General features: G+C 76.2%; 11 protein-coding genes and 3 tRNA genes. 5 read left to right on the forward strand and 9 right to left on the reverse strand.

Annotation, left to right across the window (positions count from 1 at the left end):
* On the reverse strand, positions 1–462 hold a 462-nt coding region (locus tag ACFV0G_RS08185), incomplete at its 3' end, for a hypothetical protein (RefSeq protein WP_380543533.1).
* Between the two features lie 325 nt (positions 463–787).
* On the opposite strand from ACFV0G_RS08185, the gene ACFV0G_RS08190 reads away from it, so the two are divergent.
* On the forward strand, positions 788–1,681 hold the full coding sequence (locus tag ACFV0G_RS08190; protein ID WP_380543536.1) for a polysaccharide deacetylase family protein: 894 nt from the start codon (positions 788–790) through the stop codon (positions 1,679–1,681).
* A 134-nt stretch (positions 1,682–1,815) separates the two neighbouring features.
* Here the strand turns inward: ACFV0G_RS08190 and ACFV0G_RS08195 are convergent.
* Positions 1,816–1,889: transfer RNA gene (locus ACFV0G_RS08195), tRNA-Ile, on the reverse strand.
* A gap of 328 nt (positions 1,890–2,217) precedes the next feature.
* Here ACFV0G_RS08195 and ACFV0G_RS08200 point away from each other — a divergent pair.
* The gene (locus tag ACFV0G_RS08200; protein WP_380543539.1) at positions 2,218–2,958 is read left to right on the forward strand and encodes a trypsin-like serine peptidase; all 741 of its coding nucleotides are present in this window, start codon (positions 2,218–2,220) and stop codon (positions 2,956–2,958) included.
* Positions 2,959–3,061: 103 nt separating this feature from the next.
* On the opposite strand, the gene ACFV0G_RS08205 is transcribed toward ACFV0G_RS08200, so the two are convergent.
* Together ACFV0G_RS08205 and ACFV0G_RS08210 are read right to left on the reverse strand one after the other, a co-directional pair.
* Positions 3,062–3,134, reverse strand: a tRNA-Asn gene (locus ACFV0G_RS08205).
* A 43-nt stretch (positions 3,135–3,177) separates the two neighbouring features.
* Positions 3,178–3,250 (reverse strand) — tRNA-Asn (locus tag ACFV0G_RS08210).
* A gap of 295 nt (positions 3,251–3,545) precedes the next feature.
* Between ACFV0G_RS08210 and ACFV0G_RS08215 the strand changes: the two genes are divergently transcribed.
* A complete protein-coding gene (locus ACFV0G_RS08215) occupies positions 3,546–3,839 on the forward strand; it encodes a hypothetical protein (protein WP_380543542.1) in 294 nt (97 codons plus the stop codon).
* 96 nt (positions 3,840–3,935) lie between these two features.
* Positions 3,936–5,378, forward strand: coding sequence for an FGGY family carbohydrate kinase (locus ACFV0G_RS08220; protein WP_380543545.1), 1,443 nt, complete (start codon positions 3,936–3,938; stop codon positions 5,376–5,378).
* A gap of 42 nt (positions 5,379–5,420) precedes the next feature.
* Here the strand turns inward: ACFV0G_RS08220 and ACFV0G_RS08225 are convergent, their stop codons facing one another.
* The 5 genes from ACFV0G_RS08225 to ACFV0G_RS08245 all read right to left on the reverse strand — a co-directional run bounded on the left by ACFV0G_RS08225 (position 5,421) and on the right by ACFV0G_RS08245 (position 11,309).
* Entirely contained in the window at positions 5,421–6,587 is a 1,167-nt protein-coding gene (locus tag ACFV0G_RS08225; protein WP_380543593.1) for an RNA polymerase sigma factor, read from the reverse strand.
* A 126-nt stretch (positions 6,588–6,713) separates the two neighbouring features.
* A complete protein-coding gene (dnaG, locus tag ACFV0G_RS08230; protein WP_380543548.1) occupies positions 6,714–8,624 on the reverse strand; it encodes a DNA primase in 1,911 nt (636 codons plus the stop codon).
* 51 nt (positions 8,625–8,675) lie between these two features.
* Positions 8,676–9,977: a deoxyguanosinetriphosphate triphosphohydrolase gene (locus ACFV0G_RS08235; RefSeq protein ID WP_380543551.1), complete on the reverse strand. Its 1,302-nt coding sequence runs from the start codon at positions 9,975–9,977 to the stop codon at positions 8,676–8,678.
* A 48-nt stretch (positions 9,978–10,025) separates the two neighbouring features.
* A complete protein-coding gene (locus ACFV0G_RS08240) occupies positions 10,026–10,397 on the reverse strand; it encodes a hypothetical protein (RefSeq protein ID WP_380543554.1) in 372 nt (123 codons plus the stop codon).
* Between the two features lie 114 nt (positions 10,398–10,511).
* Positions 10,512–11,309 (reverse strand): sirohydrochlorin chelatase, encoded by a 798-nt coding sequence (locus ACFV0G_RS08245; RefSeq protein WP_380543557.1) that lies wholly within the window; start codon positions 11,307–11,309, stop codon positions 10,512–10,514.
* A gap of 200 nt (positions 11,310–11,509) precedes the next feature.
* Here ACFV0G_RS08245 and ACFV0G_RS08250 point away from each other — a divergent pair.
* On the forward strand, positions 11,510–13,491 hold a 1,982-nt coding region (locus ACFV0G_RS08250; RefSeq protein WP_380543560.1), incomplete at its 3' end, for a molybdopterin oxidoreductase family protein.

Consider the following 13,491-nt stretch of genomic DNA (forward strand, 5'->3'; position numbering starts at 1 on the left):
GCGCAGGGTGACCGCCCCGACGCCGATGCCGCCGGCCAGCAGCGCGGCACCGGTCGCCAGGCCGCCGCCGGAGACCGCGAGGCCGCCGCCACCGGTGTGCACACCGCCGTGCGGCTTGCCGTCGGCCCACGAGCCGTCCGACTCGGACGGGCCCTTGCTGTCGCCCTCCTTGCCGGTGCTCTCCTTGCCGCTGCTCTCCTTGCCCTCGCTCTTGCCGTCCTGGCCGGAGCCGTGCTCGTCGGCGGGCTTGTCCGCCGGCTTCTCGGCGGGCTTGTCCGCGGGCTTCTCGGCCGGCTTCTCGGCCTTGTCCGCGGCAGCCCCGTCGGTCGGGGCCTGCTCCTGCCACACCTTCTGGTCGTCGGCCTTGGGGGCCGGCGGATCCGCGTGTGCGGCGGGGATGGCGATGGCCAGCGCCGCGGCGATGGCCGCCGCTCCGGCGAGGAGGGTGCGCTTGGGAAGCATGGAGTCGGTCCTTCCGGCACGTCCGGGCGAGCGCCGGCCGGTGCCGGTGCGGGAGATCGCGGATGCGCCGGTCCCACCGTGTGTCACGGGCCGTCAGGCTGCCACCGCAGCGGGTGGCCGTCGGCCGGGCCGCGGGGGCCGTGCGGGCGGCCCGACGGGCCGTCAGGCCCCGTCGGTGCGGTGTGTCCGCCGGAGTGTCGCGCCGGGGCCCGGGACCGCCGGGCCGGGACGGCCGCGCTGGGCCGTTGGGGTGTAGCTGGCGCACGCACGGAGTCCGCCGGACGGCCGAGGGGATCCTTCCGTCATGCTGTCACATCATCAGATCATGAGCCGACGCCTGCTCCTCTCGGTGGCCGGCCTTGGCCTGCTGTCGGCCGCCGGGTGCGCGACGGCCGTACCGAGCCCCGGGGACCTCGCCGCCCACGCGGGCGGCGGGGGGCCGACGCCGGGTACCCCCTCCGGCCGCGCCGGCACCCCCACCCCGTCCCCCTCCCCCACCGGGCCCGGCACCGCGGCCGCCGCCTCCGCCCCGCCCCGGCCGTCCGCCACGCCCAGCACCCGCACGGTCGGCGCGGTGAACGTGCCGAGCCCCTCGCTCAGCCCTGCGGCGCCGCAGCCCCGGCGGGTCGGCAGCCCGCTCTTCTCCCTGCCGTCCCACGACCGCCTGGTCGCGCTGACCATCGACGACGGACCCGACCCGGCCAACACCCCGGTGGTGCTGTCGATCCTGCAGCAGTACGGCATCCGGGCCACCTTCTTCCTGATCGGCGAGAACGCCGCCCGGCAGCCCGCCCTCGTCCGGGAGATCGCCGACCACGGCCACCACATCGCCAACCACACCTGGACCCACCCCGACCTCCGCGGGCTCTCCGAGACGACGGTCCGGGACGAGCTGCAGCGCACCTGCGACCTGCTGCACACCGCCACCGGCCGCGCACCGACCTGGTTCCGGGCGCCCGGCGGGGACTGGTCGGACGTCTCGCTGCGGGTCGGGGCCGAGCTCGGCATGCGTCCGATGGGCTGGTCCGTGGACCCGCAGGACTGGGCCCGGCCCGGCACCTCGGCGATCACCACCCGGGTGCTCCAGGCGGTCGGGCCCGGCTCGATCGTGCTCAACCACGACGGCGGCGGGGACCGCTCGCAGACCATCGCGGCGCTGCGGATGTACCTGCCGGTGCTCATCGACGAGGGCTACCGCTTCACCGCGCCGCCGCAGTGACCGGCCGCCCCGGGGTCAACCGCACCCTCGGGCGGCCCCGTTCAGGTGAACCTGCGGCGGGCCTGCCGCTCGCCGCCGGCGCGGTGCCCTAGGGTTCTCGGCAGCGGGACAGCCCTGCCCGGCTGCTTCGGAGGTAGGGCGGGTGGGACTCGAACCCACGACCAAGGGATTATGAGTCCCCTGCTCTAACCGGCTGAGCTACCGCCCCCCGATCCGGCCTGCGGCGCCGGCACGTGGCCCTTGCAGCAGCAGACGGCCCCTCAGGGCCGTCACCGGCAGCATAGCCGGTCGATCAGTCGGAATGCGCGCCGGGTGCGCATCCGGGTACGCCCGCGCACCACCGCCCGTGCGCCACCGACCGCCCCTCCCCCGCCGGCCCGACCGCGGGGACGGCCACCCCCCGGCGCATGCCTGGCGCGTACCCGTCGACTGCTGATAGATCTTGGGTGGCAGACCCCCGGCGGGGGCCGAGGGGGCGGCCGCGGGCCGCGACCCCCGTCCCGGCGGACGCACCACGGCGGAAGCGAGACAGGCGGATGGCACGCACCCGGCGGACGGGCGCCCTCGCGGTGCTGCTCGCCACCCAGCTGGCCGCCACCGCCTGCGGCTGGTCCGGCGACGCACCCCCCACCCCCGCCTCCCGCCCCGCGCCCGCCGGCACCGCCAACGACCGGGTCGGCGCGCTCTTCCTCGGCAGCGTCGACGGGCCCCGCATGTGCACCGCGAGCGTGGTCAGCAGCCCGCACCACAACCTGCTGGTCACCGCCGCGCACTGCGTGCAGACCCTGGAGCACGGCACCGAGAGCGGCCTGGTGTTCGTCCCCGGCTTCCGGGACGGCCGCGCCCCGCACGGCAGTTGGCCGCTCACCTCGATCACGGTGGACCCGCGCTGGACGGCCTCGGAGGACCCGGAGTACGACGTGGCGTTCCTCACCGTGGCGGCGGTGGACGACGAGGAGATCGAGGACGTGCTCGGCGGCAACCCGCTGGGCACCGGCCGCGGCTTCGGCCTCCCGGTCTCCGTCACCGGCTACCCGAACGGCAGCGAGGAGCCGATCACCTGCGCCACCCGGACGGGCTCGCAGAGCCCGACGCAGGAGAGCTTCCGGTGCACCGGGTACAGCGTCGGCACCAGCGGCAGCCCGTGGCTGACCGCGGACGGCGCGGTGATCGGCGTGATCGGCGGCTACCAGCAGGGCGGGTACGAGGAGGCGGTCTCGTACAGCATCACCTTCGACGACCGGGTCACCGCGCTCTACCGGCGGGCGACCGGCTGAGCCGGCGGCGGGCCGCGGGCCGCGGGCCGCCGCAAACACGAAGGCCCCCCGGTGAACCGGAGGGCCCTCGCTCTGCGCTGATCACCCACGACCGCGGGTGAAGCTCCCCCAATTGGACTCGAACCAATAACCTGCCGATTAACAGTCGGCTGCTCTGCCAATTGAGCTATGGGGGACTGCAACTGCAAACGAACGGGCAGCCCCGAGGGGCTTCCCGAGCTCCCCCAATTGGACTCGAACCAATAACCTGCCGATTAACAGTCGGCTGCTCTGCCAATTGAGCTATGGGGGATCGGCTTCCGCCTCGGCCTCCGGTCTCCCGGGCCCTCGGCGCTCGCTGCGGGACATACATTAGCGCACTCAGGGGGGTGTTCCGCCAATCGCTTTCCCCCGGCCACCCGCCCCCGCCCCGCACGGCGCGCCCCGCGCGCGGCCGCCCGCGCCGCCGGGGATGCTTGGTGGACGAGGGCACCGGCCGTACGGCACGGGCGCGTCAGCGGGCGGGCGGTTCGCCGCCGGGCACGACGGGTAGGCGCAACGCGGCGGTGGCCGCGACGGCGACCGCACGGAAGGGCGGAGAGCAGAGCATGTGGAAAGTCACGTTCGTCGTGGGGCTCGGCCTCGGGTACATCCTGGGCACCCGGGCCGGCCGGCAGCGCTACGAGCAGATCGCCCGCGCGGCGCAGAAGGTCTCGCAGAACCCGCGGGTGCAGGACGCCGCGGGCAAGGCGAAGCAGCAGGCCGGCGCGGTCGCCGGGAAGGCCGCCGGCGCCGTCGCGGACAAGGTCGGCGACAAGCTGCCGAACTCGGTCACCGACCGCGTCCCGTACTTCCAGCGCAACCACGCCGAGGACGACAGCTGGGGCACCGTCCGCCCCTGACGGGCACCGGTGGGAGCGCTGTGGTTCCGGTACCGACTGGGCAACACTTGACCCGGCTGGGCCCTGCGGGCCCACCGGCTGAGGCATGATCTCGCCATGGCCATCGTCGCGGGCATCGACAGCTCCACCACTCGCACCCGGATCGTCGCGTGCGACGCCGAGACCGGCGCCGTCCTGCGGGACGGCAAGGCGCCCCACCCGCTCCGGGACGACGCCGACGCCCGCTCCACCGAGGTGGACCCGCAGACCTGGCTGCACTCCCTCGGCGTGGCCGCCACCGGCGGCCTGCTGGAGGGCGTCACCGCGATCGGCGTCTCCGCCCAGCAGCACGGACTGATCGGCCTGGACGCCGGCGGCGTGCTGGTGCGCCCGGCCCTGCTGTGGAACGACCCGCGCGCGGCCGGCGCCACCGCGGCCCTGATCGACGCGCTCGGCGGCCCCGGGCCGTGGGCGGAGGCGATCGGGGCGGTGCCGTCACCGGCGTACACGATCGCCAAGCTCCGCTGGCTCGCCGAGTTCGAACCGGTCTCGGCCAAGCGGATCGCGGAGGTGCTGCTGCCGCACGACTGGCTGGTCTGGCAGCTGCTCGGCCACCCCAAGCGCCGGACCACCGACCGCGGCGACGCCTCCGGCACCGGCTACTGGTCGCCGCTGACCGGCGAGTACCGCCAGGACCTGGTCAAGCTCGCGCTCGGCCACGAGCTGCGGGTCCCGGACATCCTCGGTCCCGCGGAGCCGGCCGGCCACACCCCCGAGGGCCTGCTGATCTCGGCCGGCACCGGCGACAGCATGGCTGCGGCGCTCGGCCTCGGGCTCGGCCCCGGCGACGCGCTCGTCTCGCTCGGCGGCAACGGCACCATCTTCGCCGTGCACGAGCAGGCCGTGGTCGACGTCACCGGCGCCGTCTCGTCCTTCGCCGACGCCACCGGCCGCCACCTGCCGATGGCCGGCACCCTCAACGCGGCCCAGGTGCTGCGCTCCGCCGCCGCGATGCTGGGCACCGACATGGAGGGCCTGAGCGAGCTCGCCCTGCAGTCCTCCCCCGGCGCGTACGGCCTGGTGATGCTGCCCTACCTGGACGGCGAGCGGACGCCCAAACTGCCGCACGCGGCAGGCACCCTGACGGGGCTGCGGGCCGAGTCGATGAGCCCTCAGCACATCGCCCGGGCCGCGGTCGAGGGCATGCTCTGCAACGTCGCGGAGGCACTCGACGTGCTGCGCGGCCACGGGGTGGCGGTGCGGCGGGTGTTCCTGCTCGGCGCGGCGGGGCGGCTGCCCGCCGTCCGGCAGAGCGCGCCGCAGCTGTTCGGCGTGCCCGTGGTGATCGCGCCCTCCGGGGCGCACGCCGCCCGCGGCGCCGCCCGGCAGGCCGCCTGGGCGCTCGCCGGCACCCCGGAGCCGCCGGTCTGGGAGCTGCCGGAGGCCGTCACCGTCGCCCCGGACGCCGAGCACGACCTCGCGCTCGGCAGCGCGGTGCGCCAGCAGTACGCGGCCGTGCGCGAGCAGTTCCACCCCGAGACGGCGGCCCCCCGGGGCTGACCCGGCGGTGGGCCACCCGGCCCTGTGGCAGGACGGCCCCGGTCAGTCCAGGTAGGCGCGGAGCTGCTCGGCGTAGGCGTGGGCGCGCAGCTTGCCGAGCGCCTTGGCCTCGATCTGCCGGATCCGCTCCCGGGTGACGCCGAAGAGCAGGCCGATCTCCTCCAGGGTGCGCGGCCGGCCGTCGTCCAGCCCGTACCGGAGCCTGGCCACCTGGCGCTCCCGCTCGCCGAGGGTGGCGAGCACCGCGTCCAGGTGCTCGCGCAGCAGCAGCAGGGCCGCGCTCTCGGCGGGCGAGGCGGCGTCCGCGTCCTCGATCAGGTCGCCGAGTGCGACGTCGTCCTCCTCGCCGACCGGGGTGTGCAGCGACACCGGCTCCTGCGCGAGCCGCAGGACCTCCCGGACACGGGTCTCGGACAGCTGGAGGAGGCGGCCGACCTCGGCGGCGGTCGGCTCCTCGCCGCGCTCCTGGAGCAGTGAGCGCTGGATCCGCAGCACCCGGTTGATCTGCTCCACCACGTGCACCGGGACCCGGATGGTGCGGGCCTGGTCGGCCAGCGCCCGGCTCATCGCCTGCCGGATCCACCAGGTGGCGTAGGTGGAGAACTTGTAGCCGCGCGCGTAGTCGAACTTCTCCACCGCGCGGATCAGGCCGAGGTTGCCCTCCTGGACGAGGTCCAGCAGGGTCAGGCCGCGGCCGACGTAGCGCTTGGCCACCGAGACCACCAGGCGCAGGTTGGCCTCGATCAGGCGGCGTTTGGCGATCCGGCCCAGCACCACGAGGCGGTCGAGGTCGTCGGCGAGGGCCGCGTCGAGGCCGCCGTCCCCCGCGGCGGCCCGGTCCAGTGCCTCCTCGGCGAACAGGCCGGCCTCGATCCGGCGGGCCAGCTCCACCTCCTCCTCGGCGGTCAGCAGCCGGACCCTGCCTATCTCGCGCAGGTACTGGCGCAGCAGGTCGGCGGCGGGCCCCGTCCCGCCGTCGAGGACGGGCTCGGGGCCGGTGTCCTCCGCCGCCTCCTCGGGCTCCCCGGCCCCCTCCGGCGGCTCGGGCCCGGGGTCGGGCGCCTCGGCGTCCGGGGGGCCGGACTGGGCGGGGACCCGGCTCCCGGCGTCGTCCGGCGGGCCGGGGACGCGGTCGTGCACGGTGCCGTCGGCTTCGGCGACGGCCTGGCGCTGGGGCTGGCGGACAGCGGCAAGCTCCACGGGCATCATCCCTTCGCGGCCGCGCGCGGCAGCCTGGGGGACGCCGCGCCACAGGACTGGGATACCCACCCGGGTGAGCCTCGCCACACGCGCCGGCCGGGAGTCCTGCGGGAGGTGCCGCGCCGGCCGGCGGCCTCAGAGGGCGGCGGCGCCCCTGGAGCGGAGCTGGTGGCCGTACTGCTGGAGCGCGTACAGCTCGCTCTGCACCGCGTTCAGCTCCTCGGCGGCGGCCCGGTTGCCGAGGCGGTGGAGGTGGCCGCGGACCTCGGCGACCCGGCGGTCGACCGCCTGGAGGCGCAGCTTCACCAGGAACTCGCCCGCGTAGATGGTGTCGGCCTTGCGGCGCGAGCGGATCGGTTCGACGGTCAGCTCGGTGACCAGGCGGCGCACCTCGTCGTCCGGGCAGACCTCCCGCACGGTGCCGGTGAAGTCCGGCAGTGCCGCGCCGTACGCGGCGCCGCCGGCCTGGCCGATCGCCCGGCGGACGGCCTGGTAGGGCGGGGTGGGGAACTCGTCCTCGCCGTACTGGTCGAAGGCGGGGCTGACCAGCTCGGGGTGCTGGAGGGCGAGCTTGAGCAGCTCCCGCTCGACGAACTGCGCCGGGTCGCGCGGGTCGAGCCGGTGGCCGGGGCGCGGCGGCGCGGGGCGGGCGGGGGCGGCGGGCTCGGCGCGGCGCGCGCCGGGGCGCTGGCCGTTCTGCTGGTTCTCGCGCTGCCAGCGGGCCAGCTGGCCGATCCGGCGGACGACGAACTGCTCGTCCAGGATGCCGAGCATGCCGGCCAGCTGGACGGCGTACTCGTGCTGGATGGAGCGGTCCTTGATCTTGACGATGATCCGGGAGGCCTCCTCCAGGGCGGCCGCCCGGCCCTCGGCGGTGTCCACGCGGTGCCGGGCGACGGCCTGGCGCAGCGCGAACTCGAAGAGCGGGACGGGGTTCTCGACCAGCTCGCGGACGGCGTCGTCGCCCTTGGCCAGGCGCAGTTCGCACGGGTCCATGCCGCCGGGGGTGATGGCGATGGAGGTGCGGGCGGCGAACTTCTGGTCGTCCTCGAAGGCGCGCAGGGCGGCCTTCTGGCCGGCCGCGTCGCCGTCGAAGGTGAAGACCGTCTCGCCGCGGTACTGGGAGGTGTCCATCAGGAAGCGGCGGATGACCTTGATGTGGTCCTCGCCGAAGGAGGTGCCGCAGGTGGCCACCGCGGTCTCCACGCCCGCGAGGTGGCAGGCCATCACGTCGGTGTAGCCCTCGACCACCACGGCCCGGCCGGACTTGGCGATCTCCTTGCGGGCGAGGTCGATCCCGTAGAGCACCTGGGACTTCTTGTAGAGCGGCGTCTCGGGGGTGTTGAGGTACTTGGGGCCGTTGTCGTCCTCGCGCAGCCGGCGGGCGCCGAAGCCGATCACCTCGCCGGAGGTGTCGCGGATCGGCCAGACCAGCCGGCCGCGGAAGCGGTCGATCAGGCCGCCGCGCTGGCCCTTGGAGGCCAGGCCGCCGAGCAGGATCTCCTTGTCGCTGAAGCCCTTGCCGCGCAGGTACCGGACGAGGTGCTCCCAGCCGGCCGGGGCGTAGCCGACGCCGAAGCGCTTGGCGGCGGTCTCGTCGAAGCCGCGCTCGGCCAGGAAGCGGCGGCCGATCTCGGCCTCCGGCGAGGCGAGCTGCTCCTCGTACCAGGCGGCGGCGGCCTTGTGCGCCTCGACCAGGCGGGTGCGCTCGCCCTGCTGGTGGCGGGGCGAGTAGCCGCCCTCCTCGTAGCGCAGGGTGATGCCGGCCTGGGCGGCCATCCGCTCGACGGCCTCGGCGAACGAGCAGTGCTCGATCTTCATCAGGAAGGAGATCGTGTCGCCGGCCTCGCCGCAGCCGAAGCAGTTGAAGACGCCCTTGCCGGGGTGGACGTAGAAGGAGGCGGACTTCTCGTCGTGGAAGGGGCAGACGCCCTTCAGCTGGGCGCCGCCGCCGTTGACCAGCTGGACGTAGTCGCCGACCACGGCGTCGATCGGCAGTGCGCTGCGCACCGCCTGCACGTCCTCGTCCCTGATCCGCCCGGCCACCCGTGAAGTGTAGGCGACCGGGCGGGAACGGCGGGGCCCGCGCGCCCGGTGCTACGTCCGCTGCTCGACGAGGCGGGCGTGCAGGGCGAGGGCGGAGGCGTCGGTGAGGGTGGCGATCTGGTCGATCACCACGCGCAGCGCGGCCCGGTCGTCCTCGGCCTCGCGGTGGAGTGCGGCGAACACCTCGTCCAGGCCGTGCGGGGCGCTGCGCTCCAGGACGTCGGCGAGCTCGGCGATGACGATCCGCTGGCGGGAGCGGAGCTGGGCCTGCTCGTCGCGCTGCATCACGTAGCGGACGGCGACCGCCTTGAGCACCGCGACCTCCAGCCGGACGCCGCGGGGCACCACCAGCTCGGCCGCGTACCGGGTGAGCCGGCCGGGGCCGTAGCGGCCGCGGGTGGCCTGCTCGGCGGCCAGGCAGAAGCGGCCGATCAGCTGGGAGGTGAGGTCCTTGAGGCCGGCCCGGGCGCGCGCGGTGCCGTCGTAGGCGCGCGGCCACCACTCCTGCGCCAGCAGCCGGTCGAGGGCCTCGGCGAGTTCGGCGGGGGCGGCGTCGGGCGCGTACCGCTCGGCGATCTTGAAGAGTTCGGAGCGCTCGTCGGCGGAGCGCAGCGCGGAGGGGTCGATGTGGCCGGCCTGGAGGGCGTCCTCCACGTCGTGGGTGGAGTAGGCGACGTCGTCGGACCAGTCCATGACGGTGGCCTCGAAGCACTTGCGCCCGGCCGGGGCGCCGGCCCGCAGCCAGCGGAAGACCGGGAGGTCGTCGCCGTAGACGCCGTACTTGGGGGAGGCCGGGTCGAGCGGGTGCTCGCCGCGGGCCCAGGGGTACTTGGTGGCGGCGTCCAGGGCGGCGCGGGTGAGGTTGAGGCCGACGCTGCGGCCGGGCCAGGGGGCGAGACGGGCGGGGGCCTCGTCGGCCGGGGCGAAGCGCTTGGGCTCCAGCCGGGTCAGGATGCGCAGCGACTGGGCGTTGCCCTCGAAGCCGCCGCAGGCCGCGGCGGCGGCGTCCAGCGCCTCCTCGCCGGTGTGGCCGAAGGGCGGGTGGCCGATGTCGTGGGCGAGGCAGCCGGTCTCGACCAGGTCGGGGTCGCAGCCGAGGGCGGCGCCGAGCTCGCGGCCGACCTGGCCGCACTCCAGCGAGTGGGTCAGTCTGGTCCGCGGGAAGTCGCTGCGCAGCGGCGCGACCACCTGGGTCGTGCCGGCCAGGCGGCGCAGTGCGGCGGAGTGCAGCACCCGGGCGCGGTCGCGCTGGAAGGCGGTGCGTCCGGGCCGCTTGTCGGGCTCCGGGACCCAGCGGGCCTCCGCCGTCGGGTCGTCGGGTCGGGATGCGTCGTCCGGCGTGGTGTCGTCCATATACCCGCCACGGTACGCCCGGTGGCCGACATCGCGGGATGCGCCGCGCTACCGGCCGGTGGACCGCAGGCGGCGCCACCGGGGCTGTTCGGTGACCAGGCAGGCGGCGGCCAGGACGGTGACCGGGACGGCCGCCCAGGCCGGCCAGAGGGCCCAGGCGCCGGCCACCGCGGCGAGGAGTTGGAGCAGGACGAGGGCGATGGTGACCCGGCCGGGGACGGCGACGACCACCTCGGTCTTGTCGCCGGGGGTGGCGAGGATCGCGGGCAGGCCGATGAGCAGGGCCAGGGCCGCGGCGGAGAGCCAGAGCGAGTACGCGGCGAGCGCCCAGGGTGCGGCTACCCAGGCGACGATCTCGGTGAGGAACCGCAGGGCGTCGGGGAGCCGGACGGGTGCGGCCTTCGGTGCTGCTGCGGTCATGCGCAGACTCTGGCACAGCGCGCCCCGGTGACGCACCGTCGAATGCGGCGGAGATGAGCCCGCCGACCGCGCCGAGGGCAACGCCGAGCCGGACGGCGGCCCGGACGGCCTCGCTCAGGCCGCGGCCGGCAGCAGCGCCGGCACGCCGGTGCGGTAGCGCTCCAGGACGAGCCGCACCACCGCGTCGTGCGCGCCGAGCGGGGCCCCCACCGGGCCGCCGCCGGCCGCCGCGGCGAGCCGGGCGAAGTCCCCCGGCGCGGTGAAGTAGCCCGCCACCGCCACCCGCCGGTGGCCCTCCGCGGTGAACCGGGCGACCGCCTCGGCCACGCTGGGAGCGCCGGCGGCCACGTACCCCGGACGGACCGGCACCCCGAGCCGCCGGGCCAGCAGCCGGGCCTGCTCCCCGGTGTCCAGTGCGGCCTCCGCGTCGCGCGACCCCGAGGCGGCCAGCACCACCGCGTCGCCCGGGGCGCGCCGCCAGCCCGCCTCGGCCAGCCGGGCGTGCAGCGCCTCCGCGAGCAGCGGGTGCGGCCCCAGCGGGGCCGCGATCACCCCGCTGACCTGCGGCGCGGCCGCCAGCAGGGCCGGGATGTCGACCTTGGCGTGGTAGCCGCGGCTGAGCAGCAGCGGGACGAGCACGACGCGGCCGCTCAGGCCGTCGAGCACGTCCGGCAGCAGCGGGGCGTTGAGGCCGAGGTGGGCGAGCCGGATGTCGAGCTCGGGCCGGGCCGCGCGCAGCCGGTCCAGCAGCCGGGCGATCTCGGCGCCGGCGGCCGGGTCCCGGGAGCCGTGCGCGACCAGGACGAGGGCGGGGCGGCGGGCCGCGTGCAGGACCCGCAGGGCGGCGGCGCGCGGCGGGACCGCCGGCCGGAGCGGCGCCGGCGGAACGGGGGCGGTGGGGGGCGGCGTCATACCTCCAGCATCGTCGACCGCTGTTTCCCCGCCGTTGCCCCGCCGTCACGAGCGGTTTCCCCGCGCTCACAGCGGCGGCCGCCCCCGGTGAGGCGCCGCGCGCACCCTCACAGCACGTCCCGCCGCCGGTGAGGGCGGTGTGCGGGCCCCGTAACCTGCGGGCCGCCGACGCGAAACAGCGCCGTAGCAGGGTGGCGGGCATGACGGACGCCGCCACCGACACGCACTGCCCCTACTGCGCCCTGCAGTGCGGCATGGCACTGCGCCGCACCGACGGGCCGGTGCCGGTCGCCGTGCAGGAGCGGCCCGGCTTCCCGGTCAACCGGGGGGCGCTGTGCGGCAAGGGCGCCAACGCCGCGGCCGTGCTCGCACCCGGCGCCCGGCTGACCGTGCCGCTGGTGCGGACCGGCGGGGAGCTGCGCCCGGCGTCCTGGGACGAGGCGCTGGACCGGATCACCGCGGCGCTGACCGGGACGGCGGCCGCGCACGGCCGGGACGCCGTCGGGGTGTTCGGCGGCGGCGGGCTCACCAACGAGAAGGCGTACCTGCTCGGCAAGTTCGCCCGGGTGGTGCTCGGCACGTCCGCGATCGACTACAACGGCCGGTTCTGCATGTCCTCGGCGGCGGCCGGCGGCATCCGCGCGTTCGGGCTGGACCGCGGGCTGCCGTTCCCGGTCGAGGACATCCCGCGGGCGGGCTGCGTGATCCTGGTCGGCGGCAACCCGGCGGAGACCATGCCGCCGTTCGTCCGCTACCTGCGGGAGCTGCAGGAGAACGGCGGGCGGCTGATCGTCGTCGACCCGCGCCGCACCCGCACCGCCGACCTCGCCGACCTGCATCTCGCCCCGCGGCCCGGCACCGACCTGGCGCTCGCCCTCGGCCTGCTGCACCTGGTGGTCGCGGACGGCCGCACCGACGAGGCGTTCATCGCGGAGCGCACCACCGGCTGGGCCGAGACCCGGGCGGCCGCGATGGCGCACTGGCCCGAGCACGTCGAGTCGGTCACCGGGGTGCCGCTGCCGCAGCTGCGCGAGGCGGTCCGGATGTTCTGCGAGGCGGAGACCGGCATGGTGCTGACCGCCCGCGGCCCGGAGCAGCAGGCCAAGGGCACCGACACCGTCGGCGCCTGGATCAACCTCTGCCTGGCCACCGGCAACGCCGGCCGCCGGTACGCCGGCTACGGCTGCCTGACCGGGCAGGGCAACGGCCAGGGCGGCCGCGAGCACGGCCAGAAGGCCGACCAGCTGCCCGGCTACCGCAAGCTCGACGACCCGGCGGCGCGGGCCCACGTGGCCGCCGTGTGGGGCGTCGACCCGGACGCGCTGCCGGGGCCGGGGCGCAGCGCGTACGAGCTGCTGGACTCGCTCGGCACAAAGGTGCGGGCGCTGCTGCTGGCGGGCTCCAATCCGGTGGTGTCGGCGCCGCGTTCGGCGCACGTGGCCGAGCGGCTGCGGTCGCTGGACTTCCTCGCCGTCAGCGACGTGGTGCTCTCCGAGACGGCGGCGCTGGCCGACGTCGTGCTGCCGGTGGCCCAGTGGGCCGAGGAGACCGGCACGGTGACCAACCTGGAGGGCCGGGTCATCCTGCGCCGCCGGGCCGTCGACCCGCCGCCGGGCGTGCGCACCGACCTGGAGGTGCTGCACGCGCTGGCCGGCCGGCTCGGCCACGGCGAGGGCTTCGAGACCGAGCCGGAGAAGGTCTTCGACGAGCTGCGCCGGGCCTCGGCCGGCGGCGCGGCCGACTACGCGGGCATCAGCTACGAGCGGATCGCCGCCGAGGACGGGGTGTTCTGGCCCTGCCCGGCCGCGGAGCACCCGGGCACGCCGCGGCTCTTCCTGGACCGGTTCGCCACCCCGGACGGGCGGGCCCGCTTCACCCCGGTGCACCACCGACCGGCCGCCGAGGAGCCGGACGAGGAGTACCCGGTGCGGCTCACCACCGGCCGGGTGCTCGCCCAGTACCAGTCCGGCGCGCAGACCCGCCGGGTGGCCGAGCTGAACGCGGCCGCCCCCGGCGCGTTCGTCGAACTGCACCCGAGGCTCGCCGAGCGGCTCGGGGTGCGCGACGGCGAGCAGGTCGCCGTGGGGGGGGGGCGCGGGGGCGGCGGGCCCCCCCCCCCCGCCCCCCCCCCCCCCCGCCCGGCGCCCCGGGGCCGAGGGATGATCAGGGGCCGGGGCGCCGC

The sequence above is a fragment of the Kitasatospora sp. NPDC059571 genome, from assembly GCF_042735675.1.
In the GTDB taxonomy this organism is placed as follows: domain Bacteria; phylum Actinomycetota; class Actinomycetes; order Streptomycetales; family Streptomycetaceae; genus Kitasatospora.

Excerpts from the sequence above, each read along its gene's own strand:
- ACFV0G_RS08190 (WP_380543536.1), top strand. The coding sequence starts at position 788 with ATGAGCCGACGCCTGCTCCTCTCGGTGGCCGGCCTTGGCCTGCTGTCG.
- ACFV0G_RS08200 (WP_380543539.1), top strand. The coding sequence starts at position 2,218 with ATGGCACGCACCCGGCGGACGGGCGCCCTCGCGGTGCTGCTCGCCACC.
- ACFV0G_RS08215 (WP_380543542.1), top strand. The coding sequence starts at position 3,546 with ATGTGGAAAGTCACGTTCGTCGTGGGGCTCGGCCTCGGGTACATCCTG.
- ACFV0G_RS08240 (WP_380543554.1), bottom strand. The coding sequence starts at position 10,397 with ATGACCGCAGCAGCACCGAAGGCCGCACCCGTCCGGCTCCCCGACGCC.
- ACFV0G_RS08220 (WP_380543545.1), top strand. The coding sequence starts at position 3,936 with ATGGCCATCGTCGCGGGCATCGACAGCTCCACCACTCGCACCCGGATC.
- ACFV0G_RS08245 (WP_380543557.1), bottom strand. The coding sequence starts at position 11,309 with ATGACGCCGCCCCCCACCGCCCCCGTTCCGCCGGCGCCGCTCCGGCCG.
- ACFV0G_RS08235 (WP_380543551.1), bottom strand. The coding sequence starts at position 9,977 with ATGGACGACACCACGCCGGACGACGCATCCCGACCCGACGACCCGACG.
- ACFV0G_RS08225 (WP_380543593.1), bottom strand. The coding sequence starts at position 6,587 with ATGATGCCCGTGGAGCTTGCCGCTGTCCGCCAGCCCCAGCGCCAGGCC.